The sequence below is a fragment of the Bacillus paranthracis genome (genome assembly GCF_001883995.1).
GTDB lineage: Bacteria > Bacillota > Bacilli > Bacillales > Bacillaceae_G > Bacillus_A > Bacillus_A paranthracis.
On the sequence record NZ_MACE01000056.1, the window covers coordinates 124,972 to 148,586 of the forward strand.

Annotated in this window: 28 protein-coding genes; 19 read left to right on the forward strand and 9 right to left on the reverse strand. The window is 35.6% G+C overall.

Translation table 11 applies throughout. The features are described 5' to 3' along the window. Window positions 1-8 precede the first annotated feature (8 nt). The 6 genes from BAQ46_RS22615 (at window position 9) to BAQ46_RS22640 (ending at window position 6,573) form a co-directional block, all read left to right on the forward strand. Complete coding sequence (locus BAQ46_RS22615) at window positions 9-860, forward strand: ABC transporter ATP-binding protein (protein WP_071742833.1); 852 nt, start codon at window positions 9-11, stop codon at window positions 858-860. Beyond that, on the forward strand, window positions 861-1,511 hold the full coding sequence (locus BAQ46_RS22620; protein WP_071742834.1) for an ABC-2 transporter permease: 651 nt from the start codon (window positions 861-863) through the stop codon (window positions 1,509-1,511). A 136-nt stretch (window positions 1,512-1,647) separates the two neighbouring features. Then, window positions 1,648-3,261: a long-chain fatty acid--CoA ligase gene (locus BAQ46_RS22625; protein ID WP_071742836.1), complete on the forward strand. Its 1,614-nt coding sequence runs from the start codon at window positions 1,648-1,650 to the stop codon at window positions 3,259-3,261. 123 nt (window positions 3,262-3,384) lie between these two features. Continuing rightward, window positions 3,385-3,960, forward strand: coding sequence for a biotin transporter BioY (locus BAQ46_RS22630; protein WP_046198966.1), 576 nt, complete (start codon window positions 3,385-3,387; stop codon window positions 3,958-3,960). Between the two features lie 65 nt (window positions 3,961-4,025). Next, window positions 4,026-5,489 carry an acyl-CoA synthetase gene (locus tag BAQ46_RS22635; RefSeq protein ID WP_071742838.1) on the forward strand — a complete coding sequence of 488 codons (1,464 nt, stop codon included), beginning with the start codon at window positions 4,026-4,028 and terminating at the stop codon, window positions 5,487-5,489. After that, entirely contained in the window at window positions 5,482-6,573 is a 1,092-nt protein-coding gene (locus BAQ46_RS22640; protein WP_071742839.1) for an acetyl-CoA C-acyltransferase, read from the forward strand. Before BAQ46_RS22635 ends, BAQ46_RS22640 begins: the two co-directional genes overlap by 8 nt. A 7-nt stretch (window positions 6,574-6,580) precedes the next feature. Here BAQ46_RS22640 and BAQ46_RS22645 read toward each other — a convergent pair whose 3' ends face one another. Then, window positions 6,581-7,162 carry a DUF6434 domain-containing protein gene (locus tag BAQ46_RS22645; RefSeq protein WP_071742841.1) on the reverse strand — a complete coding sequence of 194 codons (582 nt, stop codon included), beginning with the start codon at window positions 7,160-7,162 and terminating at the stop codon, window positions 6,581-6,583. Between the two features lie 104 nt (window positions 7,163-7,266). Here BAQ46_RS22645 and BAQ46_RS22650 point away from each other — a divergent pair, with 104 nt between their 5' ends. Continuing rightward, entirely contained in the window at window positions 7,267-7,710 is a 444-nt protein-coding gene (locus BAQ46_RS22650) for an NUDIX hydrolase (RefSeq protein ID WP_000432558.1), read from the forward strand. A 43-nt stretch (window positions 7,711-7,753) separates the two neighbouring features. Here the strand turns inward: BAQ46_RS22650 and BAQ46_RS22655 are convergent, their stop codons facing one another. Beyond that, window positions 7,754-8,956 (reverse strand): alanyl-tRNA editing protein, encoded by a 1,203-nt coding sequence (locus tag BAQ46_RS22655; RefSeq protein WP_148662492.1) that lies wholly within the window; start codon window positions 8,954-8,956, stop codon window positions 7,754-7,756. A 137-nt stretch (window positions 8,957-9,093) separates the two neighbouring features. Between BAQ46_RS22655 and BAQ46_RS22660 the strand changes: the two genes are divergently transcribed. Continuing rightward, window positions 9,094-9,501 (forward strand): hypothetical protein, encoded by a 408-nt coding sequence (locus BAQ46_RS22660; RefSeq protein WP_000965134.1) that lies wholly within the window; start codon window positions 9,094-9,096, stop codon window positions 9,499-9,501. Window positions 9,502-9,569: 68 nt separating this feature from the next. Next, complete coding sequence (locus tag BAQ46_RS22665; protein WP_000676837.1) at window positions 9,570-10,808, forward strand: MDR family MFS transporter; 1,239 nt, start codon at window positions 9,570-9,572, stop codon at window positions 10,806-10,808. Window positions 10,809-10,851: 43 nt separating this feature from the next. Here BAQ46_RS22665 and BAQ46_RS22670 read toward each other — a convergent pair whose 3' ends face one another. Continuing rightward, window positions 10,852-11,238 carry an Hsp20/alpha crystallin family protein gene (locus tag BAQ46_RS22670; RefSeq protein ID WP_000516746.1) on the reverse strand — a complete coding sequence of 129 codons (387 nt, stop codon included), beginning with the start codon at window positions 11,236-11,238 and terminating at the stop codon, window positions 10,852-10,854. 124 nt (window positions 11,239-11,362) lie between these two features. Continuing rightward, the gene (locus BAQ46_RS22675; RefSeq protein WP_000042141.1) at window positions 11,363-11,485 is read right to left on the reverse strand and encodes a small acid-soluble spore protein P; all 123 of its coding nucleotides are present in this window, start codon (window positions 11,483-11,485) and stop codon (window positions 11,363-11,365) included. 121 nt (window positions 11,486-11,606) lie between these two features. Between BAQ46_RS22675 and BAQ46_RS22680 the strand changes: the two genes are divergently transcribed. After that, entirely contained in the window at window positions 11,607-11,870 is a 264-nt protein-coding gene (locus tag BAQ46_RS22680) for a hypothetical protein (RefSeq protein ID WP_001146294.1), read from the forward strand. Between the two features lie 45 nt (window positions 11,871-11,915). Then, window positions 11,916-12,641, forward strand: coding sequence for a polysaccharide deacetylase family sporulation protein PdaB (gene pdaB / locus BAQ46_RS22685; protein ID WP_116777259.1), 726 nt, complete (start codon window positions 11,916-11,918; stop codon window positions 12,639-12,641). Between the two features lie 41 nt (window positions 12,642-12,682). On the opposite strand, the gene sspO is transcribed toward pdaB, so the two are convergent. Further along, window positions 12,683-12,832: a small acid-soluble spore protein SspO gene (gene sspO / locus BAQ46_RS22690; protein ID WP_000518052.1), complete on the reverse strand. Its 150-nt coding sequence runs from the start codon at window positions 12,830-12,832 to the stop codon at window positions 12,683-12,685. Between the two features lie 291 nt (window positions 12,833-13,123). Between sspO and acnA the strand changes: the two genes are divergently transcribed. Both acnA and BAQ46_RS22700 read left to right on the forward strand, forming a co-directional pair. After that, the gene (gene acnA, locus BAQ46_RS22695) at window positions 13,124-15,847 is read left to right on the forward strand and encodes an aconitate hydratase AcnA (RefSeq protein ID WP_061131666.1); all 2,724 of its coding nucleotides are present in this window, start codon (window positions 13,124-13,126) and stop codon (window positions 15,845-15,847) included. A 116-nt stretch (window positions 15,848-15,963) separates the two neighbouring features. Beyond that, the gene (locus BAQ46_RS22700; RefSeq protein ID WP_071742844.1) at window positions 15,964-17,613 is read left to right on the forward strand and encodes an ABC transporter ATP-binding protein; all 1,650 of its coding nucleotides are present in this window, start codon (window positions 15,964-15,966) and stop codon (window positions 17,611-17,613) included. A 23-nt stretch (window positions 17,614-17,636) separates the two neighbouring features. On the opposite strand, the gene BAQ46_RS22705 is transcribed toward BAQ46_RS22700, so the two are convergent. Next, window positions 17,637-17,894, reverse strand: coding sequence for a hypothetical protein (locus BAQ46_RS22705; RefSeq protein ID WP_001083879.1), 258 nt, complete (start codon window positions 17,892-17,894; stop codon window positions 17,637-17,639). Window positions 17,895-18,142: 248 nt separating this feature from the next. On the opposite strand from BAQ46_RS22705, the gene BAQ46_RS22710 reads away from it, so the two are divergent. The 5 genes from BAQ46_RS22710 (at window position 18,143) to tlp (ending at window position 20,543) form a co-directional block, all read left to right on the forward strand. After that, entirely contained in the window at window positions 18,143-18,718 is a 576-nt protein-coding gene (locus tag BAQ46_RS22710) for a TlpA family protein disulfide reductase (protein ID WP_046198956.1), read from the forward strand. 117 nt (window positions 18,719-18,835) lie between these two features. Beyond that, on the forward strand, window positions 18,836-19,783 hold the full coding sequence (locus BAQ46_RS22720; RefSeq protein WP_071742847.1) for a 3'-5' exonuclease: 948 nt from the start codon (window positions 18,836-18,838) through the stop codon (window positions 19,781-19,783). 141 nt (window positions 19,784-19,924) lie between these two features. Then, window positions 19,925-20,068: an FbpB family small basic protein gene (locus BAQ46_RS22725; protein ID WP_001254697.1), complete on the forward strand. Its 144-nt coding sequence runs from the start codon at window positions 19,925-19,927 to the stop codon at window positions 20,066-20,068. A gap of 43 nt (window positions 20,069-20,111) precedes the next feature. Further along, entirely contained in the window at window positions 20,112-20,246 is a 135-nt protein-coding gene (sspN, locus tag BAQ46_RS22730; protein ID WP_000527989.1) for an acid-soluble spore protein SspN, read from the forward strand. A gap of 99 nt (window positions 20,247-20,345) precedes the next feature. Beyond that, the gene (tlp, locus tag BAQ46_RS22735) at window positions 20,346-20,543 is read left to right on the forward strand and encodes a small acid-soluble spore protein Tlp (RefSeq protein WP_001133509.1); all 198 of its coding nucleotides are present in this window, start codon (window positions 20,346-20,348) and stop codon (window positions 20,541-20,543) included. Between the two features lie 28 nt (window positions 20,544-20,571). On the opposite strand, the gene BAQ46_RS22740 is transcribed toward tlp, so the two are convergent. Then, the gene (locus BAQ46_RS22740; RefSeq protein WP_000614849.1) at window positions 20,572-21,864 is read right to left on the reverse strand and encodes a glycoside hydrolase family 18 protein; all 1,293 of its coding nucleotides are present in this window, start codon (window positions 21,862-21,864) and stop codon (window positions 20,572-20,574) included. 109 nt (window positions 21,865-21,973) lie between these two features. Between BAQ46_RS22740 and BAQ46_RS22745 the strand changes: the two genes are divergently transcribed. Further along, window positions 21,974-22,393: an acyl-CoA thioesterase gene (locus BAQ46_RS22745; RefSeq protein ID WP_000495810.1), complete on the forward strand. Its 420-nt coding sequence runs from the start codon at window positions 21,974-21,976 to the stop codon at window positions 22,391-22,393. 26 nt (window positions 22,394-22,419) lie between these two features. Here BAQ46_RS22745 and BAQ46_RS22750 read toward each other — a convergent pair whose 3' ends face one another. Further along, window positions 22,420-22,710 (reverse strand): HesB/YadR/YfhF family protein, encoded by a 291-nt coding sequence (locus BAQ46_RS22750; protein WP_001054442.1) that lies wholly within the window; start codon window positions 22,708-22,710, stop codon window positions 22,420-22,422. A 108-nt stretch (window positions 22,711-22,818) separates the two neighbouring features. Continuing rightward, window positions 22,819-23,415 carry a glycerol-3-phosphate 1-O-acyltransferase PlsY gene (plsY, locus tag BAQ46_RS22755; protein WP_000258966.1) on the reverse strand — a complete coding sequence of 199 codons (597 nt, stop codon included), beginning with the start codon at window positions 23,413-23,415 and terminating at the stop codon, window positions 22,819-22,821. Window positions 23,416-23,615: the final 200 nt, after the last annotated feature.

Sequence of the window (23,615 nt, forward strand, 5' to 3'; positions counted from 1 at the left end):
GTGTAATGATGTCAAATCTTCTAGAAATTGAAAATTTAAGTAAATCATTTGGAAACAAAGTTGTTTTAAGAGATGTTTCCTTCAATGTGCCGTCTGGATCAATTGTTGGATTCATTGGTGACAATGGAGCAGGGAAATCAACAACCTTTAAAACAGTACTAGAATTAATTTCTAAAGATAGTGGTACAGTAAAAATATTTGGTGAAGAAAATATAAATAAAGATGCCAAGATTAAGGAAAAGATAGGAGTCGTATTTGATGCTATGAATCTACCGGCTCATCTTACGATAAAGCAACTAAACAAAGTTTTTGAAAAGATGTTTGAATCTTGGGATCAAGATAATTTTTATCGATTAGTTCATACTTTTTCTTTACCTACTAATGAGAAAGTAGGTAAATTCTCGCGTGGAATGTCCATGAAACTAACTATAGCTGTTGCGTTATCGCATAATGCAAAATTATTAATTCTAGATGAAGCGACGGGTGGTCTCGATCCTTCATCTAGAGAAGAGGTGTTAGAGGAATTAAAAAGTTTTGTGAGTAAAAGTAATGGTGGTATACTACTTTCTTCTCATATTATGAGTGATGTAGAAAAAATAGCTAGCCATCTTATCATTATAAAAGATGGAGAAATTTTATTGAACGAAGAAAAGGATAAAGTTTTGAAAAGTTACTCCATTGTAGACGTTGATGAAGAACAATTAGCTTTAATTAACAAAGATATAGTTGTGGCTAGAAGGAGACTTGGTTCATATTTCAATGTACTCGTATCAGATATATATAAATTACCAAGTGGTATTGCTCATAGAACTATTTCGATAGAAGAAATGAGTGTCTTATTAACGAGGAGTGAAAAATAAATGAGAGGTTTATTATTGACAAACTATTATCTAGTGTATCGAACTTTCTTTACGTTCATGGGAATAGCGATATTAGGATCGGGATTTGTTTTTTATTTTGGTAATGCTTCAATGTACCGTTTAATTGCTACATTCATTATCTTATTTGCTGCAATTCCTGCACTTGAAGTTATTAAATATGAGAGTAAGTCAGGTTATGAAAAATATGTACTTACTTTACCGGTTACTAGAAATAACATTGTACAAAGTCATTACCTTTTCTATTTTTTAGTTGTAATTATTGGTACTTTATTGTCGTATGGCATATTTTATATACATAGTTTCGTTTCAGATACACCAATTGATGATGGGATATTTAAGAGTGTTTCTTTAGGGACGTTCATCATCCTTAATGCCGGAGCAATAGCCTACCCACTTCTCTATGTTTTTGGAGCAGAAAAATCTGATGCTATTACAATTGGAGGCGCATGCGGGGGACTTGTTACTTATTTTGGATTACAAAGTGTAATTGGCTATCTAATAGAACAATTTCCAATATCAAATTTAAATTCATCTTTATATGCTTCCATTCTATATACAATATTTGGCGTTATCATATATATCTTTTCTTTTGTTATTTCGGTATTTATATATCGTAAGAAGGAATTTTAGCATATCTTCTCTTAGTATTTTCTGAATTATTTCCAAAGAAATAATTCAGAAAATACAGAAAAATGTCGTGATTATTTGTAGAAGTCTGTTATAATAAACGAAAAATGAAAACGCTTTAAAGGGGGATATAACCAATATGATGATGAATGTACCGCTAACAATTAGTTCTATGATGGAAAGAGCAGAAAAACTGTTTTCGAAGAAAGAAATTGTTTCACGGACACATGACACAGTTACGACATTAACGTATAAGCAGTTAGGTGAAAGAACGAGAAGGCTTTCCAGTACGTTAAAAAAATTAGGAATTAAAGAAGGCGAGCGTATAGGAACGTTAGCGTGGAATCATCATCGACATGTGGAAGCGTATTTTGCTATTCCTGGTATTGCTTCCGTTTTGCACACAATTAATATTCGTTTATCTCCTCAACATATTTCATACATTATTCAGCATGCAGAAGATCGAATTCTACTTATTGATGAAGATCTCGTACCGCTCATTGAAAATATTCAATCACAATTATCAACTGTACAAGCTTACATTATTATGACTGATAAAGATGAAATTCCAAATACTACGCTAGAACCTGTATATCATTATGAAAAACTATTAGAAGAAGGCGATCCAAATTTCCAATTTGTAAAAGATATTGATGAAAATACACCTGCTGGTATGTGTTATACGTCAGCGACTACAGGAAATCCAAAAGGTGTTGTATATACGCATCGTAGTACTGTACTGCATTGTATGGCACTCGGTTTAGCAGATACAGCTGCTTTATCGGAAAGTGATGCGGCAATGGCTATTGTACCGATGTTCCATGTGAATGCTTGGGGACTACCTTTCGCAGCTACTTGGTTTGGATCAAAACAAGTGCTTCCAGGACCGATGTTTACGCCAAAAATTTTATTAGAAATGATTCAAGCTGAAAAAGTGACGTTAGCTGCTGGTGTGCCGACAATTTGGCTTGGTGTATTACAAGAGTTAGAAAATAATAGTTACGATTTATCTAGTATGACGAGAATACTATGCGGTGGTGCAGCTGCACCGAAGAGTGTTATTAAAGCATTTGAACAGAAACATAATGTTCCGTTCATCCATGCATATGGTATGACCGAAACAAGCCCACTCGTAACACTTGCACGTTTAAAAAGTTATGAAACAGAATTATCGTATGAAGAGCAATTAGAAATTCGATCAAAACAAGGGTATCTTGTTCCTGGTGTAGAGATGAAAGTAGTCGGTACAAATGGTGAAGTGAAGTGGGATAGTACGGAGATGGGAGAACTATGTTTACGAGCACCGTGGATCGCTGAAAGCTATTATAACGATGATCGTACTGTTGAAGGCTTTCGTGATGGATGGTTATATACAGGAGATGTTGTCACAGTCGATGAGGAAGGTTGCGTAAAAATTGTCGACCGCACGAAAGATGTGATTAAAAGCGGAGGCGAGTGGATTTCTTCAGTAGACCTTGAAAATGCTTTAATGGCACATGATGCTATATTTGAAGCGGCTGTCGTTGCTGTTCCTCATCCGCAGTGGCAAGAGCGCCCAGTTGCCTGTGTCGTTCAAAAGAAAAATAGTACAGTAACAAAAGAAGAAATATATGAGTTTTTAAAACCACAGTTTGCGAAGTGGTGGTTACCAGACGATATTGTATTTATGGAAGAAATACCGAAAACATCTGTTGGGAAGTTTTTAAAACAGGCGCTTCGGAAAGAACTCGAGCATTTGCATAAAGAGAAATAATGGAATTTATATTTGTAAACCTATTTTAAAAATAAGTTGACAAATGCTAGATAGAAAGATAATATAACTCCTATAATATGTTATCTAAAAATCATTTTGAGTTTACAAATAGGAGAAGCAAATATGAATACAAAAAACTTAGTTTTCGTCGCTTTATTTAGTTCTATTATGGGAGTGTTAGGGTTAATACCTCCAATTGCTCTTTCTATTACACCAGTTCCAATTACATTACAATCACTTGGTGTTATGCTTGCTGGTGGATTGTTAGGATCACGTCTTGGTGCATTAAGCCAGCTTATTTTCTTACTTATTGTAGGAGTTGGAGCGCCATTACTTGCTGGTGGACGTGGTGGCTTTAGCGTATTTGTTGGGCCAAGTGCAGGATATTTACTTGGTTATATCGTTGGAGCATTTGTCATTGGTTACTTAATTGAGCGTTTGCGTGAAGTTTCTATTATAAAAGTATTATGTATTAATATAATTGGTGGTATTTTCGTAGTTTATGTATTTGGTATCCTTGTGCAAGCTTTCGTAATGGATATTTCTGTATGGGAAACGATGAAAGTAAGTGTTGTGTTTTTACCAGGTGATTGCATAAAAGCGATTATAGCAGCAATTCTTGTAACGAAATTACATCGTTCATTGAAACATATTATTACGCCTGCTCTAAAGAGAAGCAAATATACAAATGCGGGATAAGAAAGAGAAGAAACACGTTCGTTGCGTGTTTCTTTTTATTATTTTGGAAAGAAAGGACGTCTCATATGGGTATTACAAAAGAATATAAAAAACATGCCTCTTTACAACCAAATAAAATAGCAATTAAGGAAAATGATCGAGTTTTAACATACAAAGAGTGGTTTGAGTCAGTGTATAAAGTAGCAAACTGGTTGAATGAAAAAGAATCGAAGAATAAAAAGATAGCGATTGTATTAGAAAATCGTATAGAGTTTTTAGAACTATTCGCTGGTGCCGCTATGGCCGGATGGGTTTGTGTGCCATTAGATATAAGGTGGAAACAGGATGAGCTTAAAGAAAGGATTGCAATCAGTAATCCGGATATGATTGTGACAGAGCAATATAAGTTAAATGATCTATTGGATGAAGAAGAAAGAGTAATTGAAATTGATAGATGGAAACAAATAATAGAGAACTATCTTCCTACAGAGCACATTGTAGAAAGTTTACAAGATGCTCCTTTTTATATGGGATTTACATCAGGATCAACAGGAAAGGCAAAGGCATTTTTACGTGCGCAACAATCGTGGGTTCATAGTTTTAATTGTAATATACATGATTTTCATATGAAAAAAGAAGACTCTATTTTAATAGCTGGAACGCTCGTTCACTCTCTTTTCTTATACGGTGCAATAAGTGCATTATATATAGGACAAACCGTACATATTATGAGGAAGTTTATTCCAAAACAAGTGTTGGACAAGTTAGAAATGGAACATATTTCGGTCATGTATACAGTTCCGACAATGCTAGAATCTTTATATAAAGAAAAAAGAGTAATAGAAAATGACATGAAAATTATTTCGTCAGGAGCGAAATGGGAAGCTGAAGCGAAAGAAAAAATAAAGAGTATATTCCCTAATGCGAAAAAATACGAATTTTACGGTGCATCGGAGTTAAGCTTTGTAACAGCGCTAGTTGATGAAGAGAGTAATAGAAAGCCCAATTCAGTAGGGAAACCTTGTCACAATGTGCAAGTGCGAATATGTAATGGAGCAGGAGAAGAAGTAACGAAAGGCGAGATAGGAACTGTTTATGTGAACAGTGATCAGTTTTTTATGGGCTACATATTGGATAAGGTTTTAGTTCCAGAGTTGACTGCAGATGGCTGGATGACAGTGCGAGATGTAGGTTATAAAGATGAAGAAGGCTTTATTTATATTGTCGGTAGAGAGAAGAATATGATTTTATTTGGAGGAATTAATATTTTCCCAGAAGAAATAGAAAGCGTATTACATGAACATCCAGCTGTTGATGAAATAGTTGTAATTGGTGTGGAAGATAGTTACTGGGGTGAAAAACCTGTCGCCATCGTAAAAGGAAGTGCTACGAAGCAACAATTAAAAAGTTTTTGCTTACAACGATTATCCTCTTTTAAAATACCGAAAGAATGGTATTTCGTTGATGAAATACCGTATACAAATAGCGGGAAAATCGCTCGTATGGCAGCAAAAAGTATAATTGAAAACCGGGAGAAGATATATGAATAGAGCGGTTATTGTAGAAGCAAAAAGGACACCTATTGGTAAGAAGAATGGGATGTTAAAAGGGTATGAAGTTCAGCAATTAGCAGCACCTCTTCTTACATTTTTAAGTAAAGGAATTGAGAGAGAAATAGACGAGGTCATATTAGGGAATGTTGTTGGACCAGGAGGGAATGTTGCAAGATTATCTGCTTTAGAAGCAGGACTTGGATATCGTATTCCTGGTGTAACGATTGACCGGCAATGTGGTGCCGGATTGGAAGCGATCCGCACCGCATGTCATTTTATTCAAGGCGGGGCCGGTAATTGTTATATTGCAGGAGGAGTAGAGAGTACAAGTACATCACCATTTCAAAATAGAGCGCGATTTTCACCAGAAACAATTGGTGATCCTAATATGGGAGTGGCGGCTGAATATGTTGCAGAGCGTTATAATATAACGCGAGAAATGCAAGATGAGTACGCTTACCTTAGTTATAAACGGACACTGCAAGCATTAGAAAATGGATATTTACAGGATGAAATACTTTCTTTTAATGGATCTTTTGACGAAGCTATAAAACGAGAAATGAAGTATGAAAGAATGATTAAAAGAACAAGACCCGTATTTTTACAAAATGGTACAGTAACGGCCGGTAATTCGTGCGGTGTAAATGATGGAGCATGTGCCGTTCTTGTAATGGAAGAAGGGGAAGCCCGAAAATTAGGATACAAGCCTGTTCTTCGTTTCGTTCGTAGTGCTGTAGTTGGAGTGGATCCAAATCTTCCGGGGACTGGTCCGATATTTGCGGTGAACAAATTATTAAACGAAATGAATATGAAAGTAGAGGACATCGATTATTTTGAAATAAATGAAGCGTTTGCTTCAAAAGTTGTTGCTTGTGCAAAGGAGTTACAAATTCCATATAAAAAATTGAATGTCAATGGTGGAGCAATTGCGCTTGGTCATCCATACGGTGCATCTGGGGCTATGCTTGTAACGCGCTTGTTTTATCAGGCGAAACGAGAGCGTATGAAATACGGAATCGCGACGTTAGGAATAGGGGGCGGAATAGGGCTTGCACTATTATTTGAGAAAGTAGAAGACTAGCAAGGAACTAGTTCTCTACTTTTTGAGGAACATAAGCATTGCTACCAGGCTTTGCTTTTATTTCGTTCCAAGCAGCGATAGCATCAGCTTTTGATTTTCCTTTGTTATTTGGATCTTCGAAAAAGTAACGAGTAAAGCGATTGTATTCAAACTGCGCGCTGATAGTTGTTTTATATGTAGGGTCTTTTTTTCGTTCGTTTTCTTCATACCAAAACGTTATCGCATCTTCATATGTTTTTCCAACATTCTCTTTAAAAAACTTTTGAAGAGCTACTGTAAAGCGGAAGTTTGCTCCAATTTTTTCTTTGAAAAAGGCCCGAACCTCTTCGCTACAGCGGTGATTTTCAGTAATAACAGTTTGAAGAGAAAGGTCTTTATAAGAGAGAGAAGTTTTACTCGCTTTTGGACCAGAGCTGTTTTTTAATATTTTACCAGTATGTAAATAATGGGAGATACGATTGGCTATTTCAATCTTAGAGCCACTAGCTGGCAACCCATGCTCACGACAAAATGTTTGCAGTTCTTCTTTTAACCAATAATAGTTTTGGAAATCTTCAAGTGATATAGACTTTGTTAAAGGTGGACGCATGAATGTAACAACTTCTTTCTTCCATATTTTTCTTTAATTATAAAACGTACGTTCTTTTTATGGAAGGATTAATTTGTAAATATAATGGGAAGAGAAGATTACATATGGAAAATGTAATGCAAGTTCGTGTTACTGGAATTTTAATTGAAGATGAAAAAGTATTGCTAGTAAAGCAAAAAATTGCTAATCGGAATTGGTCTTTACCTGGAGGAAGAGTGGAGAATGGTGAAATGTTAGAAGAGGCGATGGTTAGAGAAATGAGAGAAGAAACGGGATTAGAAGTTAAAATTAAGAAGCTACTCTATGTTTGTGATAAACCAGATGCCAGTCCATCTTTATTACATATTACATTTCTACTTGAAAAGATTACAGGGGAAATTATGTTACCATCAAATGAATTTGATCATAATCCGATTCATGATGTACAAATGATGCCAATAGACGAATTAAGTCAGCATGGTTTTTCGGAAACCTTTATAAAGCTTGTAAATGAAGGGTTTGCAAATGCAGGGAGTTACCAAGGATTGAAACAAAATATTGGCCTGTAAATATAGTTGAAGGATAGCCGTTCGCTATCCTTCATAACATGTTTTACACTGCTGACTGTAAAGAAGAAACAAGTTGATTTAAAAACTCATCCCCAGTCATAATCGCTTTCCCACCGCCACGAGCACTTTTTTTATTTCCGCCACCTTTTCCTTCAATTGTAGGAAGTGCCTCTTTTAAAAGAGCATTCATATCGAGTGTGACTGTTTTGCCACAAGCGAGGATGCATTGTAATTTGTCCTCGTTTTCAATAACGAAATATGTAATGGCATGCTCTTGTTGTTCTGTAATAATAGCGGATAGCTTTGCGATTTCTTGCATAGAACGATTTGTAAACACTTTAGAAATAAGTATGCCAGCATGTATTTTGGTAGGTTGTTGAAGTAGTTCGTTTGCCTCTGCATATAATAATTTTTCATTCATTGTTTGCATAGCTTTTTCGGTTTCTTTTTGAGAAGTTAGAAGCTGTGCTACCTTTACTGGAATATCAGCTTCGCTACTGTTTAATTGTTTAGAAACATCCTTCATAATTTGTTGTTGTTGTCCCATTAATTTAAGTGTGCGCCAGCCAGCGATAAACGTTAGTCGTATGCCACCTTTGTTGCGCTCCCAGCTAAGAACTTGAATAGGACCTACTTCACCAGTACGTTTTGGGTGAGTTCCGCCACAGCCGTTATAATCAAAGTTTTCGATCATAACAACGCGTATATTTTCTGTCATAGTCGGTTCTTTGCGAAGTGGTAATGTTTTCGCTTCTTCTAAGTTCATCCATTTAATAAGAATTGGATGGTTTTCAAAAACAATATTGTTCGCAATTTGCACTGCTTTTTCAACTGTTTCTGCATGCAGATTTTCTGTTTCTAAATCAATTGTTACCGTCTCTTTACCAAGATGGAATCCAATTGTAGGTATGTTAAAATGGTCCCAAAAAGCAGCAGATAAAATGTGCTGAGCCGCATGTTGTTGCATATGATCAAAACGGCGCTCCCAATTAATTTTACCTTCTACTTCTTCTGTATGTAATTGTTCTGCAATGAAGTGGTGGATTTCTTCGTCGACTTCTTCAACACCAAGTACAGCAATGCCATTTAAAGTTCCAGTATCATGGGGTTGCCCGCCACCTGTTGGGTAAAATGCCGTTTCGTTTAAAATAACGTATAAGTTACCGTCTTTATCATAATCTTGCTTTATAACTTTTGTAGTAAAGTCTTGCTTATAAGCGTCAGTGTAATATAATTTTTGCTCCAATTTTCTTTCTCCTCTCGCATTAACTAGTTTCATTGTAAAGCAATTGAAATTCGTTTCCTAATATTTCAGAAGAAAGAAGCCTTTTTTAGAATTTTCTTGCTATAATAAGAAAAAGAAAATGCGGGGGTGGAATGAATATGTTGTATGAAAACGGCGTAGATAAACTGCTTAGTTTAAGTAAAAATATTTCTGAATTGTATCGAGAGTTAAACGAAATGACCCGGATTTTAACGGATTGTAACCGCGAAAGTGTGAAGTTTGATCGGTTATATGTAAAAGAGTTACTGTGGAAGAAAGAAGATGTAATAGAGAAATATGACCAGCTACTTGTGCAACTTTGTATAAATGAATGCTTTGATTTAAAAAGTGTCATTACAGGGGAATATAAGTATACATATGAAGAAGTAGAAAACATCGTTTTACAATTTAATGAAAAGTATAATGTCGCAATTTTAATTAAAGATGTTTGTAAAGAATTACAGTTTACATATGGCATAGATATGGATATAACGAGAACAACGCGGGTATCAACAGCTCAAGTATAAAAAGGGAAAAGAAAGCAGATCCTTTGCTTTCTTTTTTTATGTGATAACAGGGAGAGTAGGTTTTTAAGATGAAGGGGAAGTTACAAAATATTCATCCGTTAGGAATGACAATTATAATCGGGACTTTATTTGCGAGGTTCGCCACGTCAATGAGTATTCCTTTTTTAGCAATTTATTTAACGACTGTTAAAGGCGTATCAGCTGGAATGACGGGTGCTATTATTGGAACGAGTGCACTTGTTGGAGTGTTTGCTAGTTTTATCGGAGGGAATTTATCTGATCGATTCGGTCGAAATATGATTCTAATATGGTCCATGATCGTTTGGGTATTTGTATTCATAGGATTTTCACTTGCAGATCATGTTTTAAGTTTCTTTTTATTAAATGCTTTAAATGGATTATGTAGGTCCTTTTTTGAACCGACGTCAAGAGCGTTATTATCAGATTTAACGAAACCAGAGTATCGTTTACTCGTATATAATTTGCGTTACGGTGCAATCAATGTTGGAGTAGCGATTGGGCCACTTGTCGGATTACAGATTGGAAGCGCAAAATCAACAATTCCTTTTTTAGTAGCAGCTGGAGTATATATTCTATATACAGTTATACTAGCGTTCCAATTTAAGAAATATCCAGTGGAACAAAAGAAAATCAATAAAGAAAAGCCTGTTACAATGCTAAATGCGCTGCGTATATTACGAAAGGATGTCGTATTTTTAGTTGCGTTAGTTGGTATTATTTTGAGTAATTGTGGTTTTTCTCACTTAACGACGACAGTATCACAATATTTTGCAAATGCACATATATTCCAGGATGGAGTGAAATTATTTTCATATATGTTAGTATTAAATGCGATTGTTGTAGTCGTAATTCAATATCCTGTTATTCAAATGTGTAAAAAGTATACACCATTAGCATCCATTATGGTTGGAACTTTATTTGTGAGCGGGGGATTATTTGGATTTGGAATAGTAGAATCTATGCTAGGTGCTGCTATTTGCACAATTATTTTTACAATTGGAGAAGTCTTAATGTTTTCGATGACGGATGTATTTATTGATGATATAGCTGTTGCGCATCTAAAAGGAACGTACTTTGGAGCAATGGGATTTTCAGGAATTGGAGCAGTAATTGGTCCATGGTTTGGGGGAGTACTTCTCGATTATTACGGGTACCAAAATGGATTTGTAGTATTTTCAGCGCTAGCTATATTTTCAACTGTAGCGTTTCCAGTACTGTTAGTTACGAAAGGTTTATTGAAAAAAAGATATGATGGGAATTCTAATATGGAAGTACATGCGAAATAAAATAAGCCCCAGTCAACGACTGGGGCTTATTTTTGTATTTATTTTAATTCTCAATTTGAAAAAGAACTTTCTTTTCATGTTTATTAGCTACTTCGTTTTTGGAAATATGAATGGCTAAATATCCATTCTCTAAGCAGGCTAGCATCTTTTTATAAATAATATTATCGGGTAAAGGAATGATCCTCTGCAAAGAAATATTTTTATGAAGTATGCAAATGTTTAGGCCTGTCTTCATCTTTTTAATGACTACATTTTGTTCTGTCACATTTGGTACATCTGTTTCCAAAATGTATTCTTGTTCCGTTTCACAAAGGTCAATATGAATTTGATTTGGGAAACTAAAGTTGCTACAAGAATCAGAACAAAACTGATCCATCCATTCTTCGAAACCATCAACATGAAAAAGACAATCCTTCTTTTTCTTGCCCATGTAAGACACCCTCCGTAAAATCTCAATTCATACTATGTTATGCATGAATGAAGTAGGGGTGAAGAATAAATGGAAAAATATAAACATTGTATGTGGAAAAGGTAGCTAGTGTGCATTTTTTGTTTTACATATCATGATGTGCATGATGTTTTTGACGTGAATGGTTACGGTTTTTTACTTTATGAGATCCGCTTAATGGTTCGGGTTGTCCTTTTTTTTCTTTCGCTTCACGATTGTTTTTGCTCATTGTCTGTGACACCTCCTCTTTCTTTTTAGAATGAGAGAAGTTTGCAAATTTATACGAGAATGTTTTTAGAAAAAAAGGTAAAGATAAGTGGGACTAACTATTATGGAAAGGGGATTGTATAATGCCATATCATAAAGATAAGCAACAAGCTTTTCAAGCAGCGCAGCAAGGTGTTACACAAGCAGAAAATGCATTTAACAACATTGTAAAAAATGATCCAAACTACGGTCATGATTTGAAAGAATTACGCCAAGAGGTTCAGGAAGCCTATGAACAGATTCAAAATGCACTAGAAGTAGCTTCGGAAACACAACGCCCACAACTTGAGCAATACGAAAATAATCTTCAAAATATTATGCAGCATGTAGATCAATTAGAAAAGTAAATGAGGTTGTTGTGTATTCGACAACCTCTTACTTTAACGAATATTATGCGAAAACAGAAAATTTTTCTACTCATTTTTTCTTTATTATGCGCAGTACATATATTTCAAGTTGAAAAAGTGGAAGCGAAAATGTTGCTCAGAAAAGAGCTAGAACCAACTGGATATGTAACATGGGAAGTACCTAATAATGAAAAGATTATTGCTATTACATTTGATGATGGACCGGATCCAATTTATACACCACAAATTTTAAATTTATTGCGCCAATATAAAGCAGAAGCGACATTTTTTATGATTGGATTTCGAGTTCAGCGTAATCCATATTTAGTGAAACAAGTGTTAAAAGAGGGGCATGAAATTGGAAATCATACGATGAACCATTTGTATGCAAGTAATTCATCGGATGAAAAATTAGAAAATGATATTTTAGATGGAAAGAAATTTTTCGAAAAATGGGTGAAAGAGCCTTTGCTATTCCGTCCTCCTGGCGGTTATATTAACGATGCTGTATTTAAAACAGCGAAAGAAGCTGGTTATCAAACGGTTCTATGGTCGTGGCATCAAGATCCACGTGATTGGGCAAATCCAGGGGTTGAATCCATTGTAAATCATGTAGTGAAACATGCTAAAAGTGGTGATATAGTATTGCTACATGATGGAGGAAATAATCGTAGTCAAACAGTAGCAGCGCTAGCAAAAATATTACCTGAACTGAAAAAGCAGGGCTATCGATTTGTAACGGTTTCGGAATTGTTACGTTATAAACATTAGAAAAAATCCCAAAAGGTGAATGCTCCTTTTGGGATTTTTCGTTACTGGTTCTTTTTGCGTTTCTTATTATTTTGTCGTTCTGCAGGAGTTAAGTTTTCATTTGCAAACTCTTCGTTATAACCAGCACCTTGTCCTTGTGCAGATGCTGCATTCATTCCTGAAATAGTATGATTTGCTTTTCTTTTACCCATTTTATTTCACCTCTATAACTTTTTTTGTAAGTTGCATGATGAGCAGTTCATAGTATGTATGAACTGTAAAGAAAGCGCTAATAGAGCACTTTACTTTATGGTAATAGTATTCATAAGGAACATGAACACTATTCAAATTTAGAAACATAAAGAAAACTTATGATAATCTATAAGTTTCTTATTATTTACTTATTTAGAAAGTTGTAATAAGATATTATCGTAAGGTATTGAAAAGTTTGTCTACATTTTATATTCAGACAACTTAGTCACGTTTAACAGGGGGGAAACATAATGGTCAAACATAATCCATTTCAATCACGTGCAACTTTTGAAGTAGATGGAAAAACGTATCATTATTATGATTTGAAAGCGCTTGAAAATGCAGGGGTTGGCAACGTATCTCAATTACCATATTCCGTGAAAGTTTTACTTGAATCAGTACTTCGTCAAGTAGACGGACGTGTAATCACAGAAGAGCATGTTACAAATTTAGCGAAATGGGGAACGAAAGATGTGCAAGATATCGATGTTCCATTTAAACCATCTCGTGTAATTTTACAAGATTTCACTGGTGTTCCAGCTGTTGTTGATTTGGCTTCGCTTCGTAAAGCAATGGCAGACATGGGTGGGGATCCTGATAAAATTAATCCGGAAATTACTGTAGACCTTGTAATTGATCACTCTGTACAGGTTGATAGAGCGGGTACAGCAGACGCGCTTGCATTCAACATGGACTTAGAGTTTAAACGTAATGAAGAACGTTATAAATTTTTAAGCTGGGCACAAAAATCATTTGATAACTACCGTGCAGTTCCGCCAGCTACAGGTATTGTACACCAAGTAAACCTTGAATATTTAGCACCAGTTGTTCACGCTGTAAAAAATGCTGAAGGTGACTTAGTTGCATACCCAGATTCATTAGTTGGAACAGACTCACATACAACGATGATTAACGGTATCGGCGTTCTTGGATGGGGCGTTGGTGGTATTGAAGCAGAAGCAGGAATGCTTGGACAGCCTTCGTACTTCCCAGTACCTGAAGTAATCGGTGTAAAATTAACTGGTACACTTCCAAGTGGTACTACAGCAACAGACGTTGCATTAAAAGTAACACAAGTATTACGTCAAAAAGGTGTAGTTGGTAAATTTGTTGAGTTCTTCGGTAATGGCTTAAAGAGCATGCCTTTAGCTGACCGTGCAACAATTTCAAACATGGCACCAGAATACGGCGCAACTTGTGGATTCTTCCCAATCGATGATATTTCATTAGAATACTTACGTTTAACAGGTAGAGATGAAGAGCAAATTCGCGTTGTTGAAGAATACTGTAAAGCGAACGGCTTATTCTATACAGCAGACAGCAAAGATCCAATTTACACTGATCTTGTTGAAATTGATTTAAATACAATTGAATCTAACCTTTCTGGACCGAAACGCCCACAAGATTTAATTCCACTTTCAGATATGAAAGATGCGTTCCACAAAGCTGTTGTAGCACCAGTTGGAACACAAGGACTTGGATTTAATGAGCAAGAGTTCGATAAAGAAGTGAAGGTTACATTAGAAGATAAAGAAGTAACGATGAAAACAGGTGCAATCGCAATCGCTGCAATTACAAGCTGTACAAATACATCAAACCCATACGTATTAATTGGGGCAGGTTTAGTTGCGAAGAAAGCAATTGAAAAGGGACTTAAAGTACCTGAATACGTAAAAACATCATTAGCACCAGGATCTAAAGTTGTTACGGAGTACTTAGATAAATCAGGTTTAACAACGTATTTAGATCAATTAGGTTTCCAAACAGTTGGTTACGGCTGTACGACTTGTATCGGTAACTCTGGCCCATTAGCACCGGAATTAGAAGAAGCAATCGCAGCAAACGACTTACTAGTAACATCTGTTTTATCTGGTAACCGTAACTTTGAAGGTCGTATTCATCCACTTGTAAAAGCAAACTACTTAGCATCACCACCACTTGTTGTGGCATATGCACTTGCAGGTACTGTTGATATTGACCTGAAAAATGATGAAATCGGTAAAGATGCAAATGGCAATGCTGTTTACTTCAATGATATTTGGCCATCAGCTAAAGAAATTGAAGATGTAGTTCAAAGCGTTGTTACATCTGAGCTGTTCAAGAAAGAATATGCACAAGTATTTAACAGCAATGAGCGTTGGAATGAAATCCAAACTTCAAACGAAGCTTTATATACTTGGGATAATGATTCAACGTACATTCAAAACCCACCATTCTTTGAAGGTTTATCTAAAGAACCAGGTGAAGTTGAAACGTTATCAGGCTTACGCGTAGTTGGTAAATTTGGTGACTCTGTAACGACTGACCACATTTCACCAGCAGGTTCAATCGGTAAGCACACACCAGCTGGACGCTACTTATTAGAAAACGGTGTACAACCAGTTGACTTTAACTCTTACGGTTCTCGTCGTGGTAACCATGAAGTTATGATGCGTGGTACATTCGCGAACATCCGTATTAAAAACCAAATCGCACCAGGAACAGAAGGCGGATATACAACATACTGGCCAACTGGTGAAGTAACATCAATCTATGATGCTGCTATGAAGTATAAAGAAGATGGCACAGGCCTTCTAGTTATTGCAGGTAAAGATTACGGTATGGGAAGTTCTCGTGACTGGGCTGCAAAAGGTACTAACTTATTAGGTATTAAAGCAGTAATCGCAGAAAGCTTCGAGCGTATTCACCGCAGTAACTTAGTGTTAATGGGCGTATTACCGCTTCAATTTAAAGATGGCGAAAGCGCTGAAACGTTAGGTCTTGTTGGTAACGAGTCATTTGAAATTCAAATCGACAAAACAGTTAGACCGCGTGATCTTGTAAAAGTAGTTGCAACTGATGCAGATGGCAACGAAAAACAATTTGAAGTAGTAGCTCGTTTCGATAGTGAAGTTGAAATTGACTACTACCGTCACGGTGGTATCTTACAAATGGTTCTTCGTGAGAAAATTGAAGAGTCTAAAGTGTCGAACTAAACAATTGAAATGAATGATAAGGAAGCTAACAACTGTTAGCTTCCTTATTTTATGGAAAGGGATGAAACCAAATGGTTTCATCCCTTTCTTTTTACTATAAAAATGGAGGGAATACTATGAAAGAATATAAAAGAATTTTGTTACCGTTACAGAAAGAAAAAATATTAGTAATAGCAGCTGTATGCAGTGGGATTTTTGCAGCTATTTTAAATCTATCCCGTCCACTATTCATGGGACTAATTGTAGATAACCTAATTCAACGAGAGCTGAAGGGAGCGTATTTTTACATTACTTTGTTTACAGTTACCCGCTTATTGATGTGGGTGAACAATCTTTCATTTGATTATGTAAGCTCAAAAGCGAGCCAGCGAATATTACGAGAGAAGCGTATAGATGTATTGCGCCATTTTTTCCTATTACCGTTTGAAGAGAGTGAGAAAATCAAACAAGGAGAGCTAGAAACGTTAGTCGTATCTGATATTCCGAACTGGGTCAGGCTATATGGTTCTATATTAATAGAATATATACACGCCATTGCGCAATTTATCGGTGCGATCATAGCACTACAACATATAGATATACAGTTCATATTGTGGATAACTCCGTTTTTATTTTTAAGTGCAATGGTTCCGATGCTTTTAGGGAAGAAGGTAAGAAATATTGCTAGTATTGCTCAAAAAAATCAATCAACTGTTGTAGAGATGGTGTCACAGTTTGTAAAAGGAGCGCAAGATTTACGTAGTTTGCAAAAAGAAAAATGGGCTATTGGCTTATTTAAAGGAGTAACGGCACAATCTTATAAAACAGAAGTAAAGAAGACGATGATGCAGCATTACATTGGAGTAGTTGGAACAGTGATTGAAACAGGAGCATATATCGTTGTTCTTATTATAGGTGCGCAAAAAATAATGCAGGGCGAAATGGAGGTTGGTTCACTTGTTGCAGTGTTAGCGACAATTGAGATGCTCTTTTTCCCTGTCCGTTATGTGGGGGATTTATTAATGATGACACAAGTTGCAGTTGCTTCGGCAAGTAGAGTGTTTTTCTTTTTAGATAAACGAGTGGCAAATAGTAATGTAGAAAGAGCGATGGGGATGACAATAACAAATGTCTCATTTCAGGAAAATGATGAAGAGACATGCAGAATTCATAATATTGATTTGCAGATTAATCCTGGTGAACTCGTTATGATTGTCGGAGAAAGTGGTGCAGGAAAAACAACGCTTTTAAAATTAATGACAGGTTTGTATAAACCATCTAACGGTAGTATTGCTTATTATGGAAATGAGGCTCGATTGACTACAGTGTGGCAAGAACCTCGATTCTTTCGGACGACAGTAAAAGAGAATATGTATTTCGGGGAAGTGGGCTTAGAAAACGAGTTAGAAAAAAGTGCTGAACTTGTAAATGTAACACCGATTATTAGGGGGTTACCTGAAGGTCTTCAAACTGTACTACATAAAAGCGGTGAAGAGTTTTCGGGAGGAGAAAGAAAACGGCTTGCATTATTGCGAGCAATTGGTTCAAATCCGAATTTTATTATTTTAGATGAACCGACTGCGGGATTAGATCCGGGCAATCAAGAATTTGTTTGGAATATGATAGAAGGACTAGGAAGCGATGTAACGAGAATTGTAGCAACGCATGATGTAGAGAAAGTGATACTAGCAGATCGCGTTGTCATCATGAAAGAAGGAAGTATTGTAGCATGTGGAAGTCCTGAAAAATTAATAAATAATCATTCGTTTTTTAAAGGGTGTAAATAAAGATAAGCGCAATGCTCTTATCTTTATTCAGCGTCATTTATTTGATACTCGATAGATTCTGAATGATTCAGATCGACGTTAAAAGTAGCTGTCATAAGGAAAGTTGCAATTCCAAGAATTAAGAAAAGGACGAATGAGACTAGAGAAACGTAGAGACAAATACGCCCTACTTTCTTTTTTTCAAGATCGTTACTAAAGAGTGAAATGATCCATGTAATAATACCGATTGGGTATAAAAGAAAACTAAGAATATATAATGTTATTTTTTCGAATGAATTCATAAACAATCCCCCTTTTGTTGAAGGTTATATAACCATGAAAATAAAAGGTGAATGGGTCTAGAAGAAGATAGGTAATACTTCATTTGTTTTTCTAATTATATGATAAAAAGGAAAAAAATGCACTTTAAATAAGAATATTCTAATTATTTAGACTGTGAATATTTCCAAGCTTGTCCGTATAAGCTAAAATAAGGTATATAGCATTTTGGTGAATATGTTACAAGACAAACACGTTAGGGTGATATAAAATGTGGCGGAAGCTTACGATTATTGTAGTGTTACTTTGTTTAGCGGGATATGCAGCTTATGAACAGTTTGGTAAAAGCGATCAGGTGGCCCAAGGAGAGCAAGAAAAAAGTAAAGCTGCTATGAAAGAGATGATTGCAAGTAACGGTATTGAAATAGGAAAGAGTGCGCCAGACTTTGAATTAACGAAGTTAGATGGAACGAATGTAAAGTTATCGGATTTAAAAGGAAAGAAAGTGATTGTAAATTTTTGGGCAACGTGGTGTGGACCTTGTCAGCAAGAAATGCCAGATATGGAGGCTTTCTATAAAGAACATAAAGAAAATGTAGAAATTTTAGCAATAAATTATACGCCTTCAGAAAAAGGCGGAGGGATAGAAAAGGTGAGTAATTTTGCTAAGGAGAAAGGAATTACTTTTCCTATTTTATTGGACAAGAATATTGATGTGACAACAGCGTATAAAGTCATTACAATCCCAACTTCGTATTTTATAGATACGAAAGGTGTCATTCAAGATAAGTTTATTGGACCGATGACGCAAAAAGAGATGGAGAAACGAATTGCTAAATTAAAATAACAGTGAAAAGGTAGAGATGGAATATAATCATTTCTGCCTTTTCTTTTTCACGTAGTGAAAGCTTCATGATATGATAAAAGAAATATAAACGTTGAGAGATAAAGGAGTGTATTTGGAGTGGGGAATATATCCTTACCGTTAGATTATGTTGTAATTGACTTTGAAACAACAGGATTTAACCCTTATAATGATAAAATCATTCAAGTGGCAGCAGTGAAATATCGTAATCATGAACTAGTAGATCAATTTGTTTCCTATGTGAATCCAGAGCGTCCAATTCCAGACCGAATAACGAGTTTAACGGGTATTACAAATTATCGTGTTTCAGATGCACCGACGATTGAAGAAGTGTTACCTTTATTTTTAGCATTTTTACATACGAATGTAATTGTCGCTCATAATGCATCTTTTGATATGCGCTTTTTGAAAAGTAATGTGAATATGCTGGGGTTGCCGGAACCGAAAAATAAAGTGATTGATACTGTATTTTTAGCGAAGAAATATATGAAGCACGCTCCTAATCATAAACTTGAAACGTTAAAGCGAATGCTTGGAATTCGTTTAAGTTCTCATAATGCATTTGATGATTGTATTACTTGTGCAGCAGTTTATCAAAAATGTGCCTCTATTGAAGGAGAGGCGAAAAGGAAATCGAATACAGAAGTACTTGATGAGACAGCAGTATATGAAGCGGTAAAAGAGATACTTGTACGAAATAAACGTGATATCGAATGGATTCGTTGCATGAATGTAGGAAGCTATTTAGATATAAAAGCTTTTTATCCAGTTATGAGATTAAAGGTAAAAGGGCGAAAGAAATACGTATTAACAGACATATTAGAAGATGATGTGAAAGAAATATGTACGAGTTTAGCCTGTGAACCGGCGTTAAAAAGTGAAGTTGGTAATACGAGAATTATGCTGAATTGCTTAGAGGACGTCCTGAAATTAGAAAGTTATATTTTAGAACAGTATGATTTCGTACTGCAAGCGCTGCATGACTATAAACAAAGTGAAATGAATGCAGATGAAAAGTTAAAAGAGTATTTAAATATTATGGTGTGAAAAACTCCGTGTACGTTTTATTGTACACGGAGTTTTTTTAGGAGTATTAAAACATAAAATTTTCTTGCAAATCTGATTAAAGAGTTTTTCCTTTGCTCATACTATGTATAGTAAGAATGAGAAGGAGAGAGGGTGAACAGCATGAGAAGAAGTCGTCGCAAATCATTTGACGAGCTTGTGAAAGAAAATAAACAACAATTATTAAGCGATCGCGATGCAATCGATCGCATTGAAGAGCGTATTGAAAAACGTTATGAAATGAAACTTTTTAAGCAAGCTGAATAATTCTTAACACTAGTACGATACTACTGTTAAGGAGGCGATAGTAATGGGTAATCCGAAAAAGAATTCAAAAGACTTTGTACCGAATCATATTGGAACACAATCAAAAAAAGCTGGTGGCAATAAAGGGAAGCAAATGCAAGACCAAACGGGTAAACAACCGATTGTTGATAACGGTTAAAGAAAAGGAGAATATTGTATTCTCCTTTTTTATGTATAAATTTGAGGGAAGATAGGTAATTTAAGATGGTGTGTATATACAATATTAGGAGGAAAGTACATGCCAAATCCAGATAATCGAAGTGATAACGCTGAAAAGTTACAAGAAATGGTGCAAAATACAATTGATAACTTTAATGAAGCGAAAGAAACAGCGGAGCTTTCTAATGAAAAAGATCGTTCTGCTATTGAAGCAAAAAATCAAAGACGTTTAGAAAGTATTGACTCATTAAAAAGTGAAATCAAAGATGAATCTTAACAGAATGTACAAAAAGGGCTGACTTTTGTCAGCCCTTTTTCGTAATCGTAAAGTTTTCAACGAGTAAACGCCAATTTTGCGGGAATGGTAAACCAATCTTCCAATAACTAATACCACCTATACCTTGTTCTTTCATTAAATTAAACTTACTTTGAACAGACCGTGAATCTTCAAACCAAACTTCGTGTTGTACACCATTTTCATCGAAATAATTAAAATGAGGAGCCTGTGCTGTGAAATCATAGCGGATCGGAACATTGTATTTACGAGCTAGTGCAACAGCTGCGACAGAGCTAATTGCTTTTGCAGGCGGATTTCCTTCTTTGAATGGAAGTTTCCAATCGAATCCGTATAAATTTTGTCCCATCATAATTTTTTGCGGAGGCATTTGAGATTTTGCGTATTGAAGTACTTCTTTTACAGGACCGATAGGAGAAATAGCCATCGGTGGTCCGCCCTGCCAACCCCAGTCGTATGTCATAATGACGACGAAATCAACAATTTGACCTTGTGCTTTATAATCATGAGCTTCGAAAAATTTTCCCTTTTGATTTGAACTTGTTTTCGGTACAAGTGTTGTACTTAGTGTGTACCCATTAGGTAAGCGTGTTTTCACATTTCGTAAAAAACGATTATACGCTTCGCGATCTTCAGGTGCCACGCTCTCGAAATCAAAATGAATGTCTCGCATACCGTACTTCTCAGCTGTTTGCAAAATGTTTGTAATAAATTTATTTTGAATCGTTGCATCACGTAAAATAACGGATGTTAGATCGGCACTAAAGTTTCCATTTTCAATATTTGTAATAACGAGCATAGGAATGGTGTTTCCTTGCGTTGCAATATTAGCAATTTTAGCTGTTTCAGTTGGTTCTTTTAACGTACCATCTCTTTTTGCCTCGAAACTGAAGTAGGCTAAGTATGTTAAAAATGGATTAATAGCACGTGTAGAATTAACTAAACTTTCTTTAATGGGGATAGTTGAAGGTTGTAAATAAGCGATGGATTCTACTGCTCGTTTCGTCCCTTTTGGAATATATAATTGCTGGCCAACATGGAGAATGGATTTTAAAGATAAATTATTCACTTTAGCTAAACTAGCGAGAGGAACGTTATATGTTTGAGAGATTCGATATAAGCTATCGCCAGGCTGTACATAATAATTATTTCCTTTCGTATTCACAATTAGTGCCTGACCAACAACGAGTGTTTCAGCTGGATTTAATCCATTGTCTTTTACTATCTCGTCAGGTGTTGATCCATATTTTGATGCCAAGCTATATACGCTATCACCGCTACGAACCGTTACAATTTGAATCATATGCTTGCTCCTTTCGGTAAAAGATTCACTATTTTTATTTTATTTTTGATGTCACTGTATTATGATTAAATGTATGCAAGGTAGCAGAAGTGAAAGAAGGCGAATACATATGTTTGTAGCAGAACATGAAGTTGAAATCCGTTATGCGGAAACAGATCAAATGGGTGTTGTTTACCATTCAAACTATTTAGTGTGGCTTGAACTAGGTCGCACGAAACTTATACAAGATTTAGGGTTTTCATATGTTGAAATGGAGAAGGAAGGAATTATTTCTCCTGTTTTAGATTTGCAAATTTCTTATCGTAAAGCGATGCGCTACGGGGAAAAAGCAATTGTAAAAACGTGGGTTGATACAGTGAGCCCGCTTCGCGTTGTATATGGATATGAAATTTATAATGGTGATGGCGAACTTTGTATTACTGCAAGTACAACGAATATTTGTGCAAAAAAAGAAGGGTTCCGCCCTGTATCATTTAAAAAGTTCTATCCAGAGTGGTATGCGAAATATGAGGAAATTAAGAAAAAATAAAAAAGCGTGGCGGAAGCCACGTTTTTTTATTTTTCATAATTAAATTGCGGGAAATCATCACCGTCGTTAAATGTAACAACTAAATTATGTCCATCGAAGAACCACTCATCATCGCTTTCAATAAAGAAGTTAATATCTTCTTCTTGAATTTGCACAGCAGGATGTGCAGGATCATCTTTACGAATACCTAAAGAAAGTCCTTTTTGCACAGTACTGCAACCACCGTATTGTACGAAAAAGCGTAGTGTTTCACCTGATTGTAAGTTTAATTCGTTTTTATACCATTGTGCTGCTTCTTTTGTTACGGAAAGATTCATGTATAGTTCCTCCAAATTATGTTGCTTTTTCTTTAGTATAAAAAATAACGCAAAAAGACGCTATTAATATGCTTCACGTTTTCTTTTTGCGTTATGTGGGTTACGATCTTATTTTTGCTTTTTTGAAAAGTTTGCTTTCGGTTCAGTTTTATTTATAATTCGTCCAATATTTGCACGGTGTTTATAAATAACCATACCTGCTAATAAACACATCGCAATAATGAAGATTTTATCCCCGCTAACAATTGATGCGATAACGGCAACGACAGCTGTTACCATAGAAGAAAGTGATACGTATCTTGTTGTAAATAAAAGGCTGAAAAAGACAACAGCTAAAATTGCAAAAACAACTGGTGAGTAGCATAATAGCACGCCAGCAGAAGTTGCAACTGCTTTACCACCACGGAATTTCGCGAAAATCGGATACACATGTCCAAGAACAGCTGCTAATCCGAACCATAGTGGATGAACATCTAACGCGAAAATAATCGGTAGACTCGTTGCTAATGTACCTTTTAAAATGTCAGCAATTGTAACGATAAAACCTGCTTTTTTCCCTAATGTGCGGAATGTATTTGTTCCGCCTAAATTACCGCTTCCGTGCTCACGAATGTCAATTCCATAACCAATCTTTCCAACGACTAGTGCAAATGGAATCGAGCCAAGTAAGTAGGCAACGATAAATAAAAGATATGTAGTAACCATAAGTTCAGTCTCCTTTATTCAAATGTGTTGATAAAGGGTAAAAAGAGTTTTTCCCGTATATTGTACCATACATTTGTAAAGAGCACATTTCTTTTTTGTAAATGAAAAATTCATTATTTCGTGCAAAAAATTTCACAGGAATGTTACATTTCTCACAGAAACAATAAGACTATATGTAGTAACATTTTAATCAAAATACA

Coding starts and splice junctions, on each gene's coding strand:
- BAQ46_RS22630 (WP_046198966.1), top strand. CDS start 3,385: ATGAATACAAAAAACTTAGTTTTCGTCGCTTTATTTAGTTCTATTATG.
- BAQ46_RS22680 (WP_001146294.1), top strand. CDS start 11,607: ATGCCATATCATAAAGATAAGCAACAAGCTTTTCAAGCAGCGCAGCAA.
- BAQ46_RS22705 (WP_001083879.1), bottom strand. CDS start 17,894: ATGAATTCATTCGAAAAAATAACATTATATATTCTTAGTTTTCTTTTA.
- sspO (WP_000518052.1), bottom strand. CDS start 12,832: ATGGGTAAAAGAAAAGCAAATCATACTATTTCAGGAATGAATGCAGCA.
- plsY (WP_000258966.1), bottom strand. CDS start 23,415: ATGGTTACTACATATCTTTTATTTATCGTTGCCTACTTACTTGGCTCG.
- tlp (WP_001133509.1), top strand. CDS start 20,346: ATGCCAAATCCAGATAATCGAAGTGATAACGCTGAAAAGTTACAAGAA.
- acnA (WP_061131666.1), top strand. CDS start 13,124: ATGGTCAAACATAATCCATTTCAATCACGTGCAACTTTTGAAGTAGAT.
- pdaB (WP_116777259.1), top strand. CDS start 11,916: ATGCGAAAACAGAAAATTTTTCTACTCATTTTTTCTTTATTATGCGCA.
- BAQ46_RS22740 (WP_000614849.1), bottom strand. CDS start 21,864: ATGATTCAAATTGTAACGGTTCGTAGCGGTGATAGCGTATATAGCTTG.
- BAQ46_RS22635 (WP_071742838.1), top strand. CDS start 4,026: ATGGGTATTACAAAAGAATATAAAAAACATGCCTCTTTACAACCAAAT.
- sspN (WP_000527989.1), top strand. CDS start 20,112: ATGGGTAATCCGAAAAAGAATTCAAAAGACTTTGTACCGAATCATATT.
- BAQ46_RS22660 (WP_000965134.1), top strand. CDS start 9,094: ATGTTGTATGAAAACGGCGTAGATAAACTGCTTAGTTTAAGTAAAAAT.
- BAQ46_RS22615 (WP_071742833.1), top strand. CDS start 9: ATGTCAAATCTTCTAGAAATTGAAAATTTAAGTAAATCATTTGGAAAC.
- BAQ46_RS22710 (WP_046198956.1), top strand. CDS start 18,143: ATGTGGCGGAAGCTTACGATTATTGTAGTGTTACTTTGTTTAGCGGGA.
- BAQ46_RS22645 (WP_071742841.1), bottom strand. CDS start 7,162: ATGCGTCCACCTTTAACAAAGTCTATATCACTTGAAGATTTCCAAAAC.
- BAQ46_RS22745 (WP_000495810.1), top strand. CDS start 21,974: ATGTTTGTAGCAGAACATGAAGTTGAAATCCGTTATGCGGAAACAGAT.
- BAQ46_RS22640 (WP_071742839.1), top strand. CDS start 5,482: ATGAATAGAGCGGTTATTGTAGAAGCAAAAAGGACACCTATTGGTAAG.
- BAQ46_RS22675 (WP_000042141.1), bottom strand. CDS start 11,485: ATGAGCAAAAACAATCGTGAAGCGAAAGAAAAAAAAGGACAACCCGAA.
- BAQ46_RS22700 (WP_071742844.1), top strand. CDS start 15,964: ATGAAAGAATATAAAAGAATTTTGTTACCGTTACAGAAAGAAAAAATA.
- BAQ46_RS22665 (WP_000676837.1), top strand. CDS start 9,570: ATGAAGGGGAAGTTACAAAATATTCATCCGTTAGGAATGACAATTATA.
- BAQ46_RS22725 (WP_001254697.1), top strand. CDS start 19,925: ATGAGAAGAAGTCGTCGCAAATCATTTGACGAGCTTGTGAAAGAAAAT.
- BAQ46_RS22750 (WP_001054442.1), bottom strand. CDS start 22,710: ATGAATCTTTCCGTAACAAAAGAAGCAGCACAATGGTATAAAAACGAA.
- BAQ46_RS22620 (WP_071742834.1), top strand. CDS start 861: ATGAGAGGTTTATTATTGACAAACTATTATCTAGTGTATCGAACTTTC.
- BAQ46_RS22650 (WP_000432558.1), top strand. CDS start 7,267: ATGGAAAATGTAATGCAAGTTCGTGTTACTGGAATTTTAATTGAAGAT.
- BAQ46_RS22670 (WP_000516746.1), bottom strand. CDS start 11,238: ATGGGCAAGAAAAAGAAGGATTGTCTTTTTCATGTTGATGGTTTCGAA.
- BAQ46_RS22625 (WP_071742836.1), top strand. CDS start 1,648: ATGATGATGAATGTACCGCTAACAATTAGTTCTATGATGGAAAGAGCA.